This is a genomic window from Pseudomonas sp. GW823-FHT03E05, assembly GCF_058796855.1.
In genome coordinates this window covers 387,506-405,696 of the sequence record NZ_JBXAJB010000002.1, presented here as the reverse complement: position 1 = coordinate 405,696, position 18,191 = coordinate 387,506, and the positions used below count along the sequence as shown (strand labels likewise).

General features: G+C 64.1%; 19 protein-coding genes. 16 read left to right on the top strand and 3 right to left on the bottom strand.

Translation table 11 applies throughout. The features are described from left to right. From AC1RCO_RS09560 to AC1RCO_RS09525, 8 genes are all read left to right on the top strand, one after another. A partial coding sequence (locus AC1RCO_RS09560; protein ID WP_492617656.1) for an aliphatic sulfonate ABC transporter substrate-binding protein occupies nucleotides 1-1,036 on the top strand: 1,036 nt, incomplete at its 5' end. A 292-nt stretch (nucleotides 1,037-1,328) separates the two neighbouring features. Next, a complete protein-coding gene (locus AC1RCO_RS09555; RefSeq protein ID WP_011059730.1) occupies nucleotides 1,329-2,105 on the top strand; it encodes a 2OG-Fe(II) oxygenase in 777 nt (258 codons plus the stop codon). Between the two features lie 4 nt (nucleotides 2,106-2,109). Further along, nucleotides 2,110-2,859 (top strand): tRNA-dependent cyclodipeptide synthase, encoded by a 750-nt coding sequence (locus AC1RCO_RS09550; RefSeq protein ID WP_011059731.1) that lies wholly within the window; start codon nucleotides 2,110-2,112, stop codon nucleotides 2,857-2,859. A 130-nt stretch (nucleotides 2,860-2,989) separates the two neighbouring features. Next, entirely contained in the window at nucleotides 2,990-4,423 is a 1,434-nt protein-coding gene (locus AC1RCO_RS09545) for an MFS transporter (protein WP_103290505.1), read from the top strand. 13 nt (nucleotides 4,424-4,436) lie between these two features. After that, nucleotides 4,437-5,768 carry an LLM class flavin-dependent oxidoreductase gene (locus AC1RCO_RS09540; protein ID WP_019094811.1) on the top strand — a complete coding sequence of 444 codons (1,332 nt, stop codon included), beginning with the start codon at nucleotides 4,437-4,439 and terminating at the stop codon, nucleotides 5,766-5,768. Between the two features lie 62 nt (nucleotides 5,769-5,830). Further along, entirely contained in the window at nucleotides 5,831-6,169 is a 339-nt protein-coding gene (locus AC1RCO_RS09535) for a YegP family protein (RefSeq protein ID WP_011059734.1), read from the top strand. Nucleotides 6,170-6,441: 272 nt separating this feature from the next. Next, nucleotides 6,442-7,086 carry a hypothetical protein gene (locus AC1RCO_RS09530; RefSeq protein WP_011059735.1) on the top strand — a complete coding sequence of 215 codons (645 nt, stop codon included), beginning with the start codon at nucleotides 6,442-6,444 and terminating at the stop codon, nucleotides 7,084-7,086. Continuing rightward, nucleotides 7,086-7,619: a hypothetical protein gene (locus tag AC1RCO_RS09525; protein ID WP_011059736.1), complete on the top strand. Its 534-nt coding sequence runs from the start codon at nucleotides 7,086-7,088 to the stop codon at nucleotides 7,617-7,619. Before AC1RCO_RS09530 ends, AC1RCO_RS09525 begins: the two co-directional genes overlap by 1 nt. Nucleotides 7,620-7,688: 69 nt before the next feature. Here the strand turns inward: AC1RCO_RS09525 and AC1RCO_RS09520 are convergent, their stop codons facing one another. Then, on the bottom strand, nucleotides 7,689-8,576 hold the full coding sequence (locus AC1RCO_RS09520; RefSeq protein WP_401333449.1) for a dihydrodipicolinate synthase family protein: 888 nt from the start codon (nucleotides 8,574-8,576) through the stop codon (nucleotides 7,689-7,691). A 31-nt stretch (nucleotides 8,577-8,607) separates the two neighbouring features. Next, nucleotides 8,608-9,390 carry an aldolase gene (locus AC1RCO_RS09515; RefSeq protein ID WP_011059738.1) on the bottom strand — a complete coding sequence of 261 codons (783 nt, stop codon included), beginning with the start codon at nucleotides 9,388-9,390 and terminating at the stop codon, nucleotides 8,608-8,610. Nucleotides 9,391-9,551: 161 nt separating this feature from the next. On the opposite strand from AC1RCO_RS09515, the gene AC1RCO_RS09510 reads away from it, so the two are divergent. Next, nucleotides 9,552-10,094, top strand: coding sequence for a helix-turn-helix domain-containing protein (locus AC1RCO_RS09510; RefSeq protein ID WP_015634479.1), 543 nt, complete (start codon nucleotides 9,552-9,554; stop codon nucleotides 10,092-10,094). Nucleotides 10,095-10,203: 109 nt separating this feature from the next. Here AC1RCO_RS09510 and AC1RCO_RS09505 read toward each other — a convergent pair whose 3' ends face one another. Continuing rightward, nucleotides 10,204-11,223: a DUF4917 family protein gene (locus AC1RCO_RS09505; protein ID WP_342402874.1), complete on the bottom strand. Its 1,020-nt coding sequence runs from the start codon at nucleotides 11,221-11,223 to the stop codon at nucleotides 10,204-10,206. Between the two features lie 158 nt (nucleotides 11,224-11,381). Here AC1RCO_RS09505 and yiaY point away from each other — a divergent pair, with 158 nt between their 5' ends. From yiaY to AC1RCO_RS09470, 7 genes are all read left to right on the top strand, one after another. Further along, nucleotides 11,382-12,530 (top strand): L-threonine dehydrogenase, encoded by a 1,149-nt coding sequence (gene yiaY / locus AC1RCO_RS09500; RefSeq protein WP_011059741.1) that lies wholly within the window; start codon nucleotides 11,382-11,384, stop codon nucleotides 12,528-12,530. A gap of 158 nt (nucleotides 12,531-12,688) precedes the next feature. Beyond that, nucleotides 12,689-13,426, top strand: coding sequence for a PA3715 family protein (locus AC1RCO_RS09495; protein ID WP_342402836.1), 738 nt, complete (start codon nucleotides 12,689-12,691; stop codon nucleotides 13,424-13,426). Between the two features lie 25 nt (nucleotides 13,427-13,451). Beyond that, a complete protein-coding gene (locus AC1RCO_RS09490) occupies nucleotides 13,452-14,183 on the top strand; it encodes a PA3715 family protein (protein WP_103290510.1) in 732 nt (243 codons plus the stop codon). Between the two features lie 239 nt (nucleotides 14,184-14,422). Then, nucleotides 14,423-15,061 (top strand): LysE family translocator, encoded by a 639-nt coding sequence (locus AC1RCO_RS09485; protein ID WP_011059744.1) that lies wholly within the window; start codon nucleotides 14,423-14,425, stop codon nucleotides 15,059-15,061. A 104-nt stretch (nucleotides 15,062-15,165) separates the two neighbouring features. Then, nucleotides 15,166-16,515 (top strand): sensor domain-containing protein, encoded by a 1,350-nt coding sequence (locus AC1RCO_RS09480; RefSeq protein WP_011059745.1) that lies wholly within the window; start codon nucleotides 15,166-15,168, stop codon nucleotides 16,513-16,515. Between the two features lie 159 nt (nucleotides 16,516-16,674). Then, nucleotides 16,675-17,205, top strand: coding sequence for a DUF4142 domain-containing protein (locus AC1RCO_RS09475; RefSeq protein WP_011059746.1), 531 nt, complete (start codon nucleotides 16,675-16,677; stop codon nucleotides 17,203-17,205). 43 nt (nucleotides 17,206-17,248) lie between these two features. After that, nucleotides 17,249-18,157, top strand: coding sequence for an SDR family oxidoreductase (locus tag AC1RCO_RS09470; protein WP_072443239.1), 909 nt, complete (start codon nucleotides 17,249-17,251; stop codon nucleotides 18,155-18,157). The last annotated feature ends 34 nt before the right edge of the window (nucleotides 18,158-18,191 follow it).

The following is an 18,191-nucleotide window of genomic DNA, read 5'->3' as shown; positions in this document are numbered from 1 at the left end:
AAGCTGGCTCCTACAGCCGTGGCGTCCTGCCGGTCGTTCACCTGGTAGGAGCTGGCTTGCCAGCGAAGGCGGCGGCATGAAGGGCGCAGGGGGCAGGGGCGGTTCGCCGGCAGGCCGGCTCCTGCAAGGGCTGGTGTTGTGTTTGTGGCTGGGCAGTGCACTGGCGCAGCCGGCGCTGCGGGTGTCCAGCCAGAAGCAGTCGCTGAAGATTCTGCTGCAGGCGGCAGGCGAGCTGGAGCAGGTGCCGTACCCCATCGAGTTCGCCTCCTTCGCTGCCGCGGCCCCCACCGCCGAGGCCCTGGCCGCCGGGGCGGTGGATATCGGCAGCCTGGGGGATGCGCCCTTTGTGTTTGCCGCCGCGGCCGGGGCGCCGCTCAAGACCGTGGGGGTGATCAAGCTCAAGGTCACGCCGACCGCGGTGGCGATCGTGGTCAAGGAGGATTCGCCGCTGAAGCAGGCCGCCGACCTCAAGGGCCGGCGCATCACCACCACCCGGGGCTCCATCGGCCATTTCCTGGCCCTGGCCGCCCTGCGGTCGGTGGGCCTGCACGGCGCGGATGCGCAGTTCATCTTTCTCCAGCCGGCCGAATCCCGCAGCCTGCTGAGCAACGGCCAGGCCGATGCCTGGTCGACCTGGGACCCCTATACCAGCATGGTGCAGATGGAGGGCGGCAGCCGGGTGCTGGTCAGTGGCGAAGGGCTGTTCGCCGGGCACATGCTGCTGGTGGCCAACGACCAGGCGATTCGCGACAAGCCGCAGCAGATCGCCGACTTCCTGCAGCGCCTGGATCGTGCCTATGCCTGGGCCAACCAGCACCAGAGCGAGTTTTCAAAGATCCAGGCCGGCTACAGCGGTTTGCCGGTGGAGGTGCATGAGCGTTCCAATCGCTACTCGGTGCCCCGGCGTATCGCCGTAGGCCCGGCCGTGGTGGAGGACGTGCAGCACACCGCCGATCTCTACCGCGAGGAGGGCATTATTCAGAAGACTTTCGATGCCGCAGCTTACATGGATGCTCAATTCAATGAAGTTGAATGAGTGTGTGGCAGTTTTATTAATTGATCTCGGGAGGTTTTAAATAAATAAAGAGCAATAATGTCCTTCGCTTAATTTAACTATCAGCAAATTTCATAATCTTTTCGCAGCACTTTCAAAGTGCCTGTGGTGGCCGCTATTTGCCTGATTTTCGATACATTTTTAAGTTTGGATATTAGAGATAAAGGATATTTCACAAGGCCATCGCAACTGCCTAAGGTGGCCCTGAAACAAATTATTACGTTCTACCGATGTTGTACTTCGTCGCTACTTCCAGGGAATTAAGGGAGCTTGCATGTTCACAGTCACTACGGCCGACAAACTTGAAGCGCGGCATATCCTCGATGTTGTGGAAAAACGCTCTTACGGCGTTCAGCTCAAAGGTTTCTGCCCACCGGATACCTTGCAGGTGGCGCGGGATCATCTGTATCAGCAGGAACTGCGCAGTGCCTTCAGCCAGCAGCAGGAGTTCGTCCGGGTCGGCAAGGCTTATATCGAGATCCAGGATGAGCAGAGCCGGGCCGAATACCACGCCCTGGCCCTGCCCAACATTCGCAAGATCCGCAATCTGTTCCGGCCACTGGCCTCGCCCATCGACGAACTGCGCCTGCTGCTGGACGAAGTCTGGCCGCAGGGCGCGCACCTGTTGCAGGTGGACGGGCAGAAGTGTTTCGTCGGCATTGCCCGCTTCCAGGGTTCTGGGGTCGATCTCACGCCCCACACCGACAAGCTTGAACGCAATGCCCCCGAGGGCCACAGCCCGCAGTTGCTGACCCAGCTGTCCACCAACATCTACCTGGAAATCCCCGAGGACGGCGGAGAGCTGGAGATCTGGGGCATCGAGCCGGACGAGCAGGAGTACAACCGCCTGAAGGGCGAACGGGCCTACGGCATCGAACGCCACCTGCTGCCGCCGCCGGATTTCGTGGTCAAGCCCGAGCCCGGCGACCTGATCCTCCTCAACCCGCGGCTGATCCACGCCGTGCGCCCTTCGGCCAGCAGCACCCGGGTCACCCTCGGGGTCTTTATCGGTTACTACGGCGAACACCAGCCTTTGGCCTACTGGAGCTGAACTCATGAGCAAGGTGCAGGAAATCAACCTCAAGGCCTACTTCAACAAGGGCGGCGAGGAGCACGAATTCGACGGCAAGCGCGTGGTACTGGCGGTCAGCGTCGGCCAGGAATATCACGAGGACCAGAAGCTGCGGTCCACCATTCACTTGATCAACCAGTCCGGCTTCAGCCACGTCAAGGTGGTGGTGGCCGATACCCTGCAACGCCACAACAAGCACGGCAAGTCCCCCGGGGAGGCGCTGTCGGCGGCGATCCGCGATGGCGATGCCTGGCTGGCGCGCAACCAGAGCATCCTCGACGGCCTGCGGGTGCCGTACCACATCACCCGCTGGAACCAGGAACTGGCCAGCGACCGCTATGCCGAGCTGCGCCAGCAACTGAACCAGGTCTACCAGCAGCGCGAGGAACTGCGCGACGCCATCGACAGCACCATCGGCGTATTCACCGAGCGCCTGCGCCTGCGTGACGAACACGCGGACATCGAGCGGGCGGCGGCCCAGTGCCGGGAGTACATCCTGGAAGAGATCCCGATCATCCTGCCGCTGTGGGCCGACGAGGGTTACCACTATGTGCTCTACCCGCAGCAGATGACCACGGCCATGGCCACCAGCCGCGAGTTGCTGATCGAACCCCACAGCCCGGACCGGGTGCGCTGGCTGCCCCTGAAGTTCAAGAAGCGGGGGATCCCGATTCCCTTCACCTTGCCCGGCGCCATTCACCCCAACTGGACCAGCGGCGCCATCGCCATCTGATCCGCCGCGATCAATGTAGGCGCTGGCTTGCCAGCGAAAGCGCCCCTGCCGGCGATGCCGTACTCAAGGGGCTGTTCGCCGGCAAGCGGGCTCCTACAGAGCGTTTTTTTATGACTGACAAGGAGTTTCCATGAGCGTTTTTGCGCAACAGCAACGCAAATGGTGGGCATTGCTCGGTGTGAGCATCGCCAGTTTTCTCGGCTGTGTGGATTTCACCATCGTCAACACCGCGTTACCGGCCCTGCAGGCCGACCTCGGGGCCTCGGTGGACGCCCTGCAATGGGTGATCAACGGCTTCATCCTGGCCCTATCGAGCTTCATGGTGCTGGTGGGGCGCCTGGCCGACCTGCACGGGCGCAAGCGGGTGCTGTTCATCGGCCTGACGGTGTTCGGCCTGGCCTCCCTGGCGGCCGGGCTGGCGGGGCAGATCGATACCCTGATCGGCGCGCGGGTGGCCCAGGGGCTGGCATGCGCGGTGCTCTATACCGCCTCGGGGGCGATTGTCTCCAGCACCTTCGAGACCGCCGAGCAGGGTCGGGCCTTCGGCGTGCTGTTCGGGGTCAATGGAGTGGGGCTGGCGGTCGGCCCGGTGTTGGGCGGGCTGATAACCAGCGCCTTCGGCTGGCAGTGGATCTTTCTCATCAACGTGCCCTTCGTACTGCTGAGCCTGGGCATTTGCAGCTTCAGCGTGAAGGAGTCGCGTTCGGCCGAGACCGGGGCGCGCCTGGATGGTTGGGGCGCGCTGCTGTTGCTGATCGGCCTGCCGAGCCTGGTGCTGGTGATCGTCCAGGGCGGCAGCTGGGGCTGGGGCTCACCCCTGACCCTGGCCCTGGTGGCGCTGGCGGTGCTGGCCCTGGGCGCATTCCTGGCGGTGGAGCGGCGGGTGGCCGCGCCGATCATCGACCTCAAGCTGTTCGCCAACCGGCGTTTCGTTGCCGGGGTGGCGGCCAGTTTCGGCCTGGCGCTGTTCTACTGCGTGGCGTTTTTCGTCATGCCGCTGTACCTGGCGCAGATCCGCGGCGAAACGGTGCAGGCCAGCGGCCTGCTGTTGCTGCCCACCACCCTGGGGGTGGCGCTGCTGTCACCGCTGGTGGGGCGCCTGGTGGATCGCAAGGGGCCGGCGCTGCTGATCAAGACCGGGCTGCTGCTGTTCGTGCTGTCGGCGTTGTTGCAGGCCGGTTTCGATGGCCAGACTTCGCTGCCTTATCTGCTGGGCGCCTTTGTCGTCATGGGCCTGGGGTGGGCCAGCATTCTCGGGCCGTCCACGGTGCTGGGTATTTCCTCGGTGCCCCAGGAAGTGGGTTCGGTGGCCATGGGCTCGCTGATGACCTTGCACAACGTCGGTGGCGGTGTCGGGCTGGCGGTGGGGGTGGGGCTGTTCCATCACTTTTCCGCCACGCCGCTGGACGATGCCCAGGGCGCCTTTCTCAATGGTTACCGCGCGGTGATGGGCTTTCTGGCGGTGGTCACGCTGCTGGTCTGGGCCTCGGTGAGCCTGCTCTTGCGCACGGCCCCGGCCCCGGCGCCGGTGCCGACGGCCGAGGAGGGCACCAGCCGTGGCTGAGCGCGGCGGGCAGATGGGGCTGGGGGCCTTTCTCTCCGGCTCCGGCGCCCATGGCGGCAGTTGGCGCCATCCCCAGGCGGATGCCGATGCTTCGTTGAATTTCCAGCGCTACCGGCACTACGCGCAAACCCTGGAGCGGGGCTGTTTCGACGCCCTGTTTCTCAACGACAACGTGGCGGTGGGGGACCTGGACCCGCGGGTACTGGCCCGCAGTTCCTACAGCCTGCGCTGGGACCCGCTGACCCTGCTGCCGGCCCTGGCGGTGGTGACCCGGCATATCGGCCTGATCGCCACCGCCAGCACCTCCTACAACGAGCCCTACAACCTGGCGCGCAAGTTCGCCTCCCTGGACCACTTGAGTGAGGGCCGGGCTGGCTGGAACCTGGTAACCGGGCTGGTCGGCGGCGAGAACTTCAACCACCCCGAACCCCTGAGCCACGCCGAGCGGTACGCTCGGGCCGAGGAGTTCTTCAGTGTGGCCAGCGGGTTGTGGGACAGCTGGGCCGACGACGCCTTTCCCCGGGACAAGGCCAGCGGCCAGTGGCTGCGCCCGGAGCGCATGCACCTGTTGCAGCACCGGGGGCGGCACTTCCAGGTACAGGGGCCGTTGAATGCACCGCGGCCATTGCAGGGCTGGCCGGTGATCGCCCAGGCCGGGTCGTCCGGGCCGGGCTGTGAGCTGGCGGCGCGCTGCGCCGAGCTGGTGTTCACCGCCCAGACCGACCTGCAGCAGGCCAAGGCTTTCTATCGCGAACTCAAGGAACGGCTTCCCGCTTACGGGCGTCATGCCGGGCAGTTGAAAATCTTCCCCGGCATCGCCCCCACGGTGGGCCGCACCCTCAACGAAGCCGAGGAGAAGTACCAGCAATTGCAGGAACTGCAGGACCCCCAGGCACAGCTCAAGGCCCTGTCCTACCTGTTGGACCTGGGTATCGACCTGTCGCATCTGCCCCTGCATGCGCAGGTGCCGTTGCTGGACGATGCCGCCCCCACCGAGCGGCATAAAAGCCGCCGGCACCTGGTGCAGGAACTGATCCGCCGTGAGCGGCCGAGCCTGGCGCAACTGCTGCGCAGCCTGTCGGCCAGCGGGCACAAGGTACTGGTGGGCACGCCGGGGCAGATCGTCGATGAGCTGGCTACCTGGTACCAGGAATACGCCGCCGACGGCTTCAATGTGCTGTTCACCCATCTGCCGGGGGCCATCGACGATTTCGTGCAACTGATCACCCCCGAGCTGCAGCGCCGGGGTCTGTTTCGCCAGCGCTACACCGGCCACAGCCTGCGTGAACACCTGGGGCTGGCGCGGGTGGAAAACCGTTTCTTCAGCCACCGGGGCAATGGCTGAATGGCTGAAAGAGTCTTTACTCTCAAGGCGCAACGCCCAACGATCAACCCAGGAGCTACAGCATGTCCGGATGGTATGAGTTGAAGAAAAGCAGCAACGGCCAGTTTCGCTTCGTGCTCAAGGCGGCCAATGCCGAGGTCATTCTCAGCAGCGAGCAGTACACCACCCGCGCCGCAGCCGAGAACGGCATCGCCTCGGTGCAGGCCAACAGTCCCCTGGAAGAGCGCTACGAGCGCAAGAGCGCCAAGGATGGCAAACCCTATTTCAACCTCAAGGCGGCCAACCACCAGATCATCGGCAACAGTGAAACCTATTCCTCGGAAGCGGCCCGGGAAAAGGGCATCGCCAGCGTCAAGGCCAACGGCCCCAGCCACAACATCAAGGACCTGACGTCCGTTTAGGCCCGGCTCCACACACCCTCGACAGCACAAGGCCCGAACCCAGGCAGCGTTCGGGCTTTGTGCTGCCAGCGGATTTTCACGAGCACCTGGCATTTGCCTGGAGGCCGGGCGAGGGCAGCGTATTGTGATCTGGCAGGCCGCCAGCCGATTGGCGACGGAGTTATGGCGCAATGCCATCATTTGCCTTATCCTCCGCGCCCGTCACCGGGCGCTCGGCAGGCCTGGCACTCTGGTTGACGTTATCAATCATTGTCCAAGGGATCTGCGACCTCATGATTCGCCCTCTCGTATTACTCGCCGCGCTGCTGGCGTTGAGCGGTTGCTACAGCCTGTCTTCCACGAAAGTTGCCGAGAGCATGCGCCCCGACTCGCAGTCGGGGGTGGCCTATGTGGTGGGGGTGGTCGGCATCTGGCCGAAGGCGGTGCACACCGCCAACGAACAAATGCTGCTGATTCGCCCGCGCGGCGGTGACGGGTTCGCCTCGGCGCGCTTGTACAACCAGATCTACGGCCGCACGCCACGGGATGTGCGCGAGACCTGGCACGGCATCGGCAGCCTGTTCGTGATGCCGCTCAAACCCGGGCGCTACGAGATCTACAACCTGCACTTCGACCGCGGCAACGCCACCGCCTGGAGCCGCGAAGATTTCTCCATCCCCTTGGAACTGGAAGCCGGCAAGGCTTATTACCTGGGTGATTTTCGCGCCGGCTGCCTGTCGGCGTCGGGGGCCAAGTGCGTGTTTCTGCACAGCGACCACCTGGAGCGCGATGCCGCCCTGGTGCGCGCCAAATACCCGCAGGTGCCGAACCTGCAACGGGTCGATCTGGAGAAGATGGAGGAGGTCACGTCGTTGATCGTCAGGGAGCAGGGGCCCAAGTCGTCGATGCTCAAGGCCATGCTGTCGGGGGATCTGTAATGCGTAGTCAATTGTGGTTTTTGATGGTGCTGATGCTGGGGCTTGGCGGTTGCCAGACCAGCCACAGTCTCAAGCCGGCCGAGGTGGATTATCAGCAGCGGCTACCGGCGATCAGCGTCAGTGTGATGGGGGCCATCCCTGCCGGCCTGATCCGTGACGAACTGCGTCGTCGCGGCACCTTCGAGCAGGTGCAGCCGGGGTTCAGTGCCGATGGCTACAACGTGATCGTGATGGCCAACAGTGATTACTTCGGCTGGCAGAACATTCCCATGGGGCTGCTCAGTGCCATGACCTTGTTTATCGTGCCGGGCCGGACCACTTGGGACAGCCAGGTGATGTTCCATGTCAGTCGCGGTGACCAGGAGGTGGCCAAGTATCGGGTCAGCAACCAGACCCGCTCCTGGCGTGGTTGGGCCAACACTGATGGCGGCCAATACCAGCATGTGCGGCGCATCACCGACGACTTCATTGCGCAGATGCTGCAGGACCCGCAGTTCAAGGCCCAGGCCCCGGTGGCGCTGGACAGTCACTGAGCCACGCTTGAACGCGGCCCATGCCAAAGCCCGGACGATGTCAGCTGTCCGAGCTTTTTTTTCAGGAAATCAACCCAGGCCCTGCAGCAGCGTCTGCAACTGTTGGCGACCGCCCTCGTTCAGTGCGAATACCGGCTTGCGCGGCTCGCCGGTGGGCAGCCCGGCGAGTTCCAGCCCGGCCTTGACCGTGGCCGGCAAACCGCCCTTGAGGATGAAGTCCAGCAGCGGCAACTGGCGGTAGAACAGCGCCCGGGCGCGAGCCAGGTCGTTGCTCAGCACGGCCTGATAGAGGTCGAGATTGAGCTGCGGGATCAGGTTCGCCGCCGCTGTGCACCAGCCACTGGCACCGGCAGCGAAAGCTTCCAGGGCCAGCGGGTTGCAGCCGTTGTAGAACGGCACCTGGCCTTCGCCCAGCAGTTGCAGCTTGTGCATGCGCTGGATGTCGCCGGTGCTTTCCTTGACCAGGGTGACGTTTTCCACGGCGTGGAAGATCTTCAGGATCAGTTCCACCGACATGTCGGTGCCGCTGGTGGCCGGGTTGTTGTAGAGCATGATCGGCACGCCGATGCTGGCGCCGATGGCCTGGTAGTGAGCGAGGATCTCGGCTTCGCTGAGCTTCCAGTAGGAGGCGGGCAGCACCATCACCACGTCGGCGCCCTTGGCTTCGGCAAAACGCGCGCGGCGGATGGCCTTGGCGGTGGTCAGGTCGGAGACGCTGACGATGGTCGGCACACGCTTGGCCACGTGGCGGATGCTGAACTCGCTGACCTGGTCCCATTCGGCGTCGCTCAGGTAGGCGCCTTCGCCGGTGCTGCCCAGGGGGGCGATGGCGTGGACGCCCGCGTCGATCATGCGGTCGATGGAACGCCCGAGGGCGTCCAGGTCCAGGCCTTCGCCGTTGGGGCCGAAGGGGGTGACGGTGTAGCCGATGATGCCGTGGATCTGGGTAGTAGGCATGGTGCAACTCCTGCAAGGCATAAGGGGTGGATCAGTTCAGGCAGTCGGCGTGTTTTTTCAGGTTTTGCCGAGCGTAGTAGTTGAAGGCGGCGCTGTGGCGCTTGGGCTTGGAAATCCAGTCGTGGGCTTCGCGGCCCAGCTCCGGGAGGATCGGCTTGATGGTGCCGGCGGCCATGGCCAGCAGTTGCAGCTTGGCCGCACGCTCGATCAGTTGAGCGATCACGCAGGCTTCCTCGATGCTCGCGCCGGTGGACAGCTGGCCGTGGTGGGAAAGCAGGATCGCGCGCTTGTCGCCCAGGGCGGCGGAGATGATTTCGCCTTCTTCGTTGCCCACCGGCACCCCCGGCCAGGCTTCGAGAAAGGCGCAGTCCTCGTACAGTGGGCAGAGGTCCATGTGCGACACCGCAAGCGGCACTTCGATCATCGACAGCGCGGCGACGTGGGTCGGGTGGGTGTGGATGATGCAGTTCACGTCCGGCCGGGCGCGGTACACCCAGCTGTGGAAGCGGTTGGCCGGGTTGGGCATGCCGTGGCCTTCGAGGACCTCCAGGTCTTCGTTGACCAGCAGCAGGTTGCTGGCGCTGATTTCATCGAAGCCCAGGCCCAGTTGCTGGGTGTAGTAGGTGCCGGGTTGCGGGCCGCGGGCGGTGATCTGCCCGGCGAGGCCCGAGTCGTGGCCGTTCTCGAACAGAATGCGGCAGGTCAGGGCCAGCTTTTGTCGGTCGGTCCACGTATTATCCGCCAGGGTATTTTGCATCTGGGTCAGGGCTTGCTTGACCAGTTGGTCTTTGGGCAATGCTAATGTCTTGGCCATGTCGAAGGTCCTTTGAGAAGTGCAATGGACGTCGGATCTGCGCTTCACCTGCTGCTTGCGACGGCGCTTGGTGAATCGCGATGACACTTAAGAGGCTATATGACACTTTGTGTCATTGGCAAGCGCCAATCGTTGTTTTCTAGATGGATTAACCGCTCTACATGTCTATCCGTTTGAAATTACTGAGAAAAAAACTGGGCGTGACCCTGGAAGCCCTGGCCGAGAAATCCGGGATGACCAAGAGCTATCTGTCGAAAGTCGAGCGCGGGCTGAACACGCCGTCGATCGCTGCCGCGTTGAAGCTGGCCAAGGCGCTGAACGTCAAGGTCGAGGAACTGTTCGCCGAGGACAGCATCAGCCTCGACAGCTACAGCCTGGTGCGCAGTGACCAGCGCCAGTCACTGGCGGCCAATGGGCAGGTCCCGGGTTATGCGGTGCTGGCCCATCAGGTCAGCGAGCGCAACCTGCTGCCGTTCATCATCTACCCGGCCCGGGAATTCAGTGACAAGACCTTCAAGGAACACCTGGGGGAGGAGTTCCTGTTCGTCCACGAAGGCCAGGTGGAAGTGGATTTCATGAACGAGCGGGTGATTCTCAACCGTGGCGATGCACTGCACTTCAATGCCCAGAAACCCCACCGCATCCGTTCCGTGGGGGACGAGCAGGCGCAGTTGCTGGTGGTGGTGCACAGCAGCGAGGACTGAAGGCGTTCAGCGCCGCCAGGAGCCGGCTGGTTGGCGAATGAGCACCAAGACATGCATCGCCCCGGCGGACATCTTCGCTGGCAAGCCAGCTCCTACAGGGCGGGAGTGCTCAGCGCTCCACGGGCACCGACAGGGCCGGGTTGCCCAGGGCGTGGGTCTTGGAGTCGAAGAAACGCAGACTCAGGTCCAGGCCTTCGAACAGCTTGGCGTAGTGGCGTTTCTGGTGCTGGATGAACGCCGCGCTGCGCGGGTAGATGGAGATCGCCAGGGTCTGGGTCGCCGACTGGCGGATCGCCTGGACCAGGTGGCTGTCCTGGGGCCCCAGGTTGTGGCCGAAGATGCACAGCGCGCCGCTGTGATCCAGCAACTGCTGGTAGCAGAACGACAGGTAATCCGAGCTGCGGATGGTCTTGAGCTTGTCCGCCAGCGGCCCCTCGCTGACGAACAGCGGCACGTCGTCCAGGGTCTTGAGGGTGTTGTTGATGGCGAAGCTGCCCAGCAGGGTGCCTTCGGTGGCAGTCAGCTTGCGTGCGCTGCCGTCCAGGTTGCGCACCAGGTGCAGGCCGCCATGCAGGTAGAGGATGCGGGTCGGGGCGCTAGGGGCGCTGCCCAGTTCGAAGGCCGGATCGGCACCGTGGAACAGGTCGTCGATGCCTTGGCTGTCCTGTTGCACGGCCCAGTAGTTGAGCAGGTCATAGTTGCTGGTGAACACCGTGGGATAGCGCCGCAGTTCCTGGTTGATCGCCGCCAGGCTCTGCTCCTGGACCAGGCGCCAGGGAATGTGCACCGCGTGCACGGTGTTGATCAGCGCTTCCTTGATGGCGTAGTAGCGATTGCGCGGCGCCGCCGAGCTGACTGCCAGGGCCTTGTTGACTCGGCTGGTGGTTTTCAGGGCGCCCAGTACCTGCTCGAAACTGCGGGTCTGCAGGGCCTCGAATACGCTGAGCTCGGACTGGCTGAGGGGTTTTTCTTCCACTGTGCGAGCGTTTTCGAACAGTGAGTCGTAGGCAAAGTCTTCCCACACGGCACGGCTGGCGCCGTTGCCGATCAGCAGGCCACTGAACGGTGTGCTGGCACCCAGGGCGTTCCAGTCTTCAAGTTCGGCATCAAATTCCTGGAAATCCATCATCGCGGTCATCGGTCTCAAGGCTGGAGGTATTTCGGCTGGCGACTTTATCACGACCGACCCTTGAGCCAGATCAACAACGCCGGTGAGCGATCGGTCGATCCTGTTTGGCAAACATTGCATCGACACCGTGAAATCGGCATTCGCCGGGAGACCTTCTGATGAGCAGCACCTTTTTCATTCCAGCCGTGAACATCATGGGCATCGGCTGTCTCGACGAGGCCATGAGCGCCATCCGCAACTATGGATTTCGCAAGGCGCTGATCGTCACTGACACGGGCCTGGCCAAGGCTGGCGTGGCCAGCATGGTGGCCGAGAAGCTGGCCATGCAGGACATCGATTCGGTGATCTTCGACGGTGCCAAGCCCAACCCCAGCATTGCCAACGTCGAGCAGGGCTTGGCGCAATTGCAGCAGGCACAGTGCGATTTCGTCATCTCCCTGGGCGGCGGATCGCCCCATGACTGCGCCAAGGGCATTGCCCTGTGTGCCACCAATGGCGGGCAGATCCGCGATTACGAAGGCGTCGACCAGTCGGCCAAGCCGCAACTGCCCTTGATCGCCATCAACACCACCGCCGGCACTGCCAGCGAAATGACCCGTTTCTGCATCATCACCGACGAATCGCGCCACGTGAAAATGGCCATCGTCGACCGCAACGTCACGCCGTTGCTGTCGGTGAACGATCCGGCACTGATGGTGGCGATGCCCAAGGGCCTGACCGCCGCCACCGGCATGGATGCCCTGACCCACGCGGTGGAAGCCTATGTGTCCACCGCCGCCAACCCCATCACCGACGCCTGCGCCCTGAAGGCCGTGGAAATGATCAGCGCCAACCTGCGCCAGGCGGTGCACGACGGCAACGATCTGCTGGCACGGGAGAACATGGCCTATGCGCAGTTCCTCGCCGGCATGGCATTCAACAATGCGTCCCTGGGTTTCGTGCACGCCATGGCCCACCAGCTGGGCGGCTTCTACGACCTGCCCCATGGCGTGTGCAACGCGGTGCTGTTGCCCCATGTGCAGAGCTTCAACGCCACGGTATGCGCCCAGCGCCTGACCGATGTGGCCCACGCGCTGGGAGCGGACATTCGCGGTTTCAGCCCGGAAGAGGGCGCCCAGGCGGCCATCGCGGCGATCCGCACCCTGGCCCGTGATGTGGAGATTCCCGCTGGTTTGCGCGAGTTGGGCGCCAAGTTGCAGGATATTCCGCTATTGGCGGCCAATGCCCTCAAGGATGCCTGCGGCCTGACCAACCCGCGTCCGGCAGATCAGCGGCAGATCGAGGAGATTTTCCGCAACGCGTTCTGAGGGACGGAACCCTTCGCTGGCAAGCCAGCGAAGGGTTCATCCGCACGCCCGGCACCACAGACTCCCGAGCAACTGCTCCCGGCGTTGAAAGCGCCCGCGCCGCGGAGGATAGTGCGACCTGAAATGGCGCTCTATCCGCCTGTCACAAGGAGTCGTGAATGATCCGTTGCTCTTCCCTGGCCCCGCTTCTGGGCAGCCTGGCCCTGCTGGCCGGTGCCACATCCGCCGCCGCCCAGTGCCTGCCGCCGCCACGCAATGCCGAAGTCCCGGGCTTTTCCCTGTGCAAGGACTGGCCGGCCTTTGCCGACCAGAGCATCAGCCTGCTGTCCGAGCAGGTTCCGGACCCCAGCGACACCGGCACCGATGACGGCACCTACAACCTGCAACTGGCAGTGCTGGACCGCAGCAGCGGACAGGCCCTGGCCAGCTATGAGCAGCCTGCCGCCTTTGTCTCCGACGCCGTTCGCCTGGAGAGCGTGAAGCTCGATACCGGGCGCTTCCAACTGACGTCTCAGGTTCGAGCGTTCGGGGTCCGGGCCGCGTTCGAGGGTTCATCCAGGGTCAACCCGTTCAATCAGACCTGGCTCAGCCTCTACGTGCGCGAGGGCAGTACCCTGCGCCCGGTGCTGGAGAAGTTCGTGGCCCATTCCTACAACGGCGAATGGGATGGCCAGTGCGCCGGCGAGGGCACTAAAACCACGCGCACCCTGGATATCGCCAAGACCCGCAGCCACGGTTACGCCGACCTGATCGTGCGTTCGGTCAGCGTCAGTACCCAGAGCAAAAAAGTCGGGGAAGAATGCCAGTCCACCTCCGTGGCCGCCAAACCGGTGGTCAGCACCCTGCACTACGATGGCCAACGCTACGTCCTGCCCAATGGCTTCAGTGGCATCTGATACCGGCGATCGATAAGGAAGCTTGATGAACCTGCTTGAACAATCGACCCGCGGGCTGGTGCTGTGCGCGTTGCTGGGTGTGGCGACGATGGCGCTGGCCGAGTGCGACAACAGCCCCAATTCCCCGGGAGAACTCCACGTCTGCAAACCCTGGCCGGCGGAAGACGGCATCAACATCGGGGTTCGAGCAACGCTGATGCAAGGGGCCGAAAACGCCAAGGCACCTCGCTACAACCTGGATGTGGCGCTGCTGCTCGACGACAGCGGCTGGGCCGTGGCCAGCTACAACAAGGACCTGGCCCGGCGTTCCGATGGCTTGGCCTTGCAGGGGTTGCAGATCGATACCGGGCGTTACCAGTTGAGCGAGGAGGAGCGGGCCTTTGGCCTGCGGGCCACCTACCGCCGTACCTCAAGCACCCACCCCCATGAGAAAACCGTGCTGACCCTGTTCGTGCGTGATGGCAAGGGCCTTCCGCCTAGGCTCGAAGGGCTGGTGGTGGATGAGCGCCGCGCTGAGCTCGGCCCGGGCGGTGAGTGTGTCGGGCGCAGCCGGACCCTGCACCGGACCCTGGAACTGGGCAACGGCCAGCGCAACGGCCATGCCGACCTGCTGGTGCGTACGCGAATCGTCGACACCGAGCATTTCAAGGGGCCGGCCGGTTGCGAAAGCCGCGACCTGGCGCCCAGGGACAGCCGTGTCACCTTGCACTATGACGGCCAGCGCTACCCCTTGCCGAAAACCTTGACGGGAGCGTGAACCATGCTCAAGGGGCTCAACCACCTGAGCCTGGCCGTCAGCGATCTGGCCTCGCGATTGCTGGCCTGGCGCGATCATCCTTACCCGGGAATGCGCTTTTACTCCGCCGATTGAGAGACTGTTCCACAGGGGCAGCTGACGAAAGCGGCTGGTGGCAAGGTGCCTTGATCGTGCAGAATCCGCCACATTCCCCCTGTGCCTGGCGTTTTTGTCAGGCGCATCGTCCTGGAGTCTTGCTGATGACCTCATCGCTGTTGCTGGCCGTTATCGCCTCGGGTTTCATTTATGCGATCACCCCCGGGCCCGGAGTGCTGGCGGTGTTCGGCATCGGCGCGGCCCGCGGGCGGCAGGCGGGGGCCGGTTTTCTCTGCGGGCACATGCTGGGCGACGTGGTCTGGTGCAGCACGGCGCTGATCGCCATTGTCGGGGCCCGGGAGATCGGCAGCGATGCGTTCAATATCCTCGGCGTGCTCAGCGGCCTGTACCTGTTCTGGCTCGGCTTGCGGGCCATCCGCAGTAAACCGCGCGATGGCGACGAACCCCAGGGCCCGGCGCGCAACCCGTTCTGGCACGGGATCCTGTTCGGCCTGACCAATCCCAAGGCTTATCCGGTGGCGGTGGCAACCTTCACCGCGCTGCTCTCCAGCCGCGCGGAGCTGTTGACCTGGTCGATGCTGCCGGGGCTGATTGCCCTGAGTTTCCTTGGCGGCCTTGGCGCATACGCTATCCTCATCGGCATCGTCGGCGCGCGTAAGGTACGCAATTGGTACCAGCGCCACGAGCTGGCGATCACCCGGGTCTGCGGGGTGATGTTCATCGGTTTCGCGATCAATGCCCTGCTGCACGCAGTGCCGGGGTTGGTCGGCAACAAGGCGTGACGCGCCGCGCGGGTTGCGACGGTGTGCAGTTGCAGGCTTCGGCCTGCGACCGGGCTCAAGGGATGGGTACTCAGTGCATTTTTCATGGGTAGTAGCTTTCTCTGATGGCAACCAAGAACTCCGCGCCTCTGGCCAGTTTCATCGACCTGCTCCTGGACGCCGTGTGCGCCGTGGATGTCGAGGGTCGCTTCGTGTTCGTCAGCGCCGCTTGTGAGCGGGTCTTCGGCTACACCGCCGACGAGCTGATCGGCCGCCCGATGATCGAGCTGGTGCACCCGGCCGATCGTGAACGTACCTTGCAGGCCGCCCGGGAAATCATGGGCGGGGTGCCCAAGCCGAATTTCGAGAACCGCTACGTGCGCAAGGACGGGCGGGTGGCGCATATTCTCTGGTCGGCGCGCTGGTCGGAAGTGGATCAGTTGCGCATCGCCGTGGCCCGCGACATCACCGAGCGCAAGCAGGCGGAATCCCGGCAGGCGGCGCTGTACGCGATTTCCGAGGCGGCCCATGCCACCGAAGACCTGCTGGTGCTGTTCCGGCATGTGCATCGGATCATCGGCGAATGGCTGCCGGCGCTGAACTGTTCCCTGGCGCTCTACGACGAGCGCAGCGCCAGCCTGAGTTTTCCCTATCACGTCGATGACTGCGAAGGCAGCCCGGAACTGCCGGGCACCTTGATCGAACGCTTCTGCGTCGAGGTGCTGCAATGCGGCCAGCCCTTGCTGCTGGCGCCGGAGTGCCCGGTGAACCGGGTGCTCTGGAGCGAGTTCGCGGCTATCCAGGGTTCGCGCTGCTGGCTGGGCGTGCCGCTGAATTCGCAAAAGGGCACCATCGGCGTGCTGATGGTCAAGAGCGCCCCGGGCACCGAAAGCTACAGCGAACAGGACCAGGAACTCTTGCAGTACGTCAGCGCGCAGCTGGCCGCGGCCATCGAACGCAAGCAGCTGCATGCACGCCTGCACTACATGGCCGAATACGATCAATTGACTCACCTGCCCAACCGCGAACTGCTGCGCGAGCGCCTGCGTTCGGCCCTGGCCCGGGCCCGGCGCGAGTCGGGGCGCATGGCCCTGCTGTATGTCGACCTGGACAAGTTCAAGGAGGTCAACGACACCTGCGGGCACGCGGTGGGGGACATGCTGCTGCAAGCGGTGGCCAACCGGCTCAAGGGCTGCGTGCGGGAAACCGACACCGTGGCGCGGATCGGCGGCGACGAGTTCGTGATCCTGCTGGAGAGCGTGCAGCACAGCGAGGATGCCCAGCGGGTAGCGGAGAAGATCCGGCGGACGCTGGGCGAGCCGCTGCGCCTGGACGGCCACTCGTTGAACATCCTGCCGAGCATCGGCATCGGCCTGTATCCCGAGCATGGCCTGGAGGAAAAGCAGCTGTTCAAGCACGCCGACGAAGCCATGTACGCGGTCAAGCGGGCACAGAAAAGCCGCTCCAACGCCTGAGCCGGCAAGCACCGGATGAAGCCCTAGCCCGGCCGTGCCGGGGTTCACCGTTCGTCGTGCAAGCGAGGGTTTTTCTAAACCTTTGCGCCCCCCACCTTTCCCTATGCAGACGGGAGCCATGGCTTCCGGCAGATCAATTTGCAAGCGGAGAGCCACCTCATGAACCCCATGGCCACAGTCATGCGCGGTGCCGGACTGGCACTGCTCCTGGGCCTTGGCGCCACCAGCGCCCTGGCCCAGTCCCCCGCGGATTTCATCGACGACGCCTCGGCCAAGGGCATGGCCGATATCGAAGCCAGCCGCCTGGCCCACCAGCAGACCTCATCCAAGGCGGTCAAGGAATACACCATCCAGGTGATCAACGACCGCACCACCGCCAACCAGCACCTGGCCAAGATCGCCAAGCAGCTGGACTTGCCGGTCGCCCCCCGGGAACAGGTGATGGACCAGGCCAAGCGCCTGATGCCCCGCGTACCTGAGGCCGAGGGCGAGGACTTCGACCGCGCCTACGCCGCCAGCCAGGTCAAGGCCACCGAAGAAGCCATCGAGCAGATCCAGCAGCAGGCGCAGACCAGCGAGGTGCCGGAGCTCAAGGCATTTGCCGAAGAGACCCTGCCCAAGCTGGAAAACCACCTGCAGATGGCCAAGGCCCTGCAGGCCGGGCGCCGGTCCGACCGGCTGGACGGTTGAGCCCCGCCGTTGCCCCATCCTTGCCCTTTAGTTGGAGAGCACCATGTCGACTCAACCCGTATCCAATCAGTACGCGATGCAGAATCCCCTAACCCAGTACCCCCAGCCGGAATTTCCCGACCAGCCGCAAACGGCGCCGGGCATCGACCAGGACATGATTCCCCGTCCCGACCACGGCGAGCACAGCTATCACGGTTTTGGCCGGTTGCTGGGGCGCAAGGCCCTGATCACCGGCGGCGATTCGGGTATCGGCCGCGCGGCGGCCATTGCCTATGCCCGTGAAGGCGCGGACGTTGCCATCAACTACCTGCCCGAGGAGGAGCGTGACGCCCGCCAGGTGATAGAGCTGATCAAGGCCGCCGGGCGCAAGGCCGTTGCGCTTCCCGGCGATATCAGCGACGAACGTTTCTGCCGCGACCTGGTGCGCCGGGCCCATGAGCAACTGGGTGGGCTGGACATCCTGGTCAACGTGGCCGGCAAGCAGGTGGCGCAGGAGGACATCGCCGACATCAGCACCGCTCAGTTCGACGCCACCTTGAAGACCAACGTGTATGCCTTGTTCTGGATCTGTCAGGCGGCCTTGCCGCTGATGCCGGCTGGCGCCACGGTGATCAACACCGCGTCCATCCAGTCCTACCAGCCTTCGGCCAGCCTCCTGGATTACGCCACCACCAAGGCGGCGATCGTGGCTTTCACCAAGGCCTTGGCCAAACAGGTGATCGGGCGGGGGATCCGGGTCAACGCCGTGGCGCCGGGGCCGATCTGGACCGTACTGCAACCCAGTGGTGGCCAGCCTCGGGAAAAGATCCCGCAGTTCGGCCTGCAAACCCCCATGAAGCGTCCGGGGCAGCCGGCCGAATGCGCTCCCCTGTACGTGCTATTGGCGTCGCAGGAATCGAGCTACATCACCGGCGAAGTGTTCGGGGTCACCGGCGGCAACCCTCTGCCCTAGGATGATCGGCGCAGGGGCCAGCCTTCGCCGAGCC

Bases quoted from the DNA above. Each gene is read 5' to 3' on its own strand.
- AC1RCO_RS09555 (WP_011059730.1), top strand. From the start codon at position 1,329: ATGTTCACAGTCACTACGGCCGACAAACTTGAAGCGCGGCATATCCTC.
- AC1RCO_RS09550 (WP_011059731.1), top strand. From the start codon at position 2,110: ATGAGCAAGGTGCAGGAAATCAACCTCAAGGCCTACTTCAACAAGGGC.
- AC1RCO_RS09545 (WP_103290505.1), top strand. From the start codon at position 2,990: ATGAGCGTTTTTGCGCAACAGCAACGCAAATGGTGGGCATTGCTCGGT.
- AC1RCO_RS09540 (WP_019094811.1), top strand. From the start codon at position 4,437: ATGGGGCTGGGGGCCTTTCTCTCCGGCTCCGGCGCCCATGGCGGCAGT.
- AC1RCO_RS09535 (WP_011059734.1), top strand. From the start codon at position 5,831: ATGTCCGGATGGTATGAGTTGAAGAAAAGCAGCAACGGCCAGTTTCGC.
- AC1RCO_RS09530 (WP_011059735.1), top strand. From the start codon at position 6,442: ATGATTCGCCCTCTCGTATTACTCGCCGCGCTGCTGGCGTTGAGCGGT.
- AC1RCO_RS09525 (WP_011059736.1), top strand. From the start codon at position 7,086: ATGCGTAGTCAATTGTGGTTTTTGATGGTGCTGATGCTGGGGCTTGGC.
- AC1RCO_RS09520 (WP_401333449.1), bottom strand. From the start codon at position 8,576: ATGCCTACTACCCAGATCCACGGCATCATCGGCTACACCGTCACCCCC.
- AC1RCO_RS09515 (WP_011059738.1), bottom strand. From the start codon at position 9,390: ATGGCCAAGACATTAGCATTGCCCAAAGACCAACTGGTCAAGCAAGCC.
- AC1RCO_RS09510 (WP_015634479.1), top strand. From the start codon at position 9,552: ATGTCTATCCGTTTGAAATTACTGAGAAAAAAACTGGGCGTGACCCTG.
- AC1RCO_RS09505 (WP_342402874.1), bottom strand. From the start codon at position 11,223: ATGATGGATTTCCAGGAATTTGATGCCGAACTTGAAGACTGGAACGCC.
- yiaY (WP_011059741.1), top strand. From the start codon at position 11,382: ATGAGCAGCACCTTTTTCATTCCAGCCGTGAACATCATGGGCATCGGC.
- AC1RCO_RS09495 (WP_342402836.1), top strand. From the start codon at position 12,689: ATGATCCGTTGCTCTTCCCTGGCCCCGCTTCTGGGCAGCCTGGCCCTG.
- AC1RCO_RS09490 (WP_103290510.1), top strand. From the start codon at position 13,452: ATGAACCTGCTTGAACAATCGACCCGCGGGCTGGTGCTGTGCGCGTTG.
- AC1RCO_RS09485 (WP_011059744.1), top strand. From the start codon at position 14,423: ATGACCTCATCGCTGTTGCTGGCCGTTATCGCCTCGGGTTTCATTTAT.
- AC1RCO_RS09480 (WP_011059745.1), top strand. From the start codon at position 15,166: ATGGCAACCAAGAACTCCGCGCCTCTGGCCAGTTTCATCGACCTGCTC.
- AC1RCO_RS09475 (WP_011059746.1), top strand. From the start codon at position 16,675: ATGAACCCCATGGCCACAGTCATGCGCGGTGCCGGACTGGCACTGCTC.
- AC1RCO_RS09470 (WP_072443239.1), top strand. From the start codon at position 17,249: ATGTCGACTCAACCCGTATCCAATCAGTACGCGATGCAGAATCCCCTA.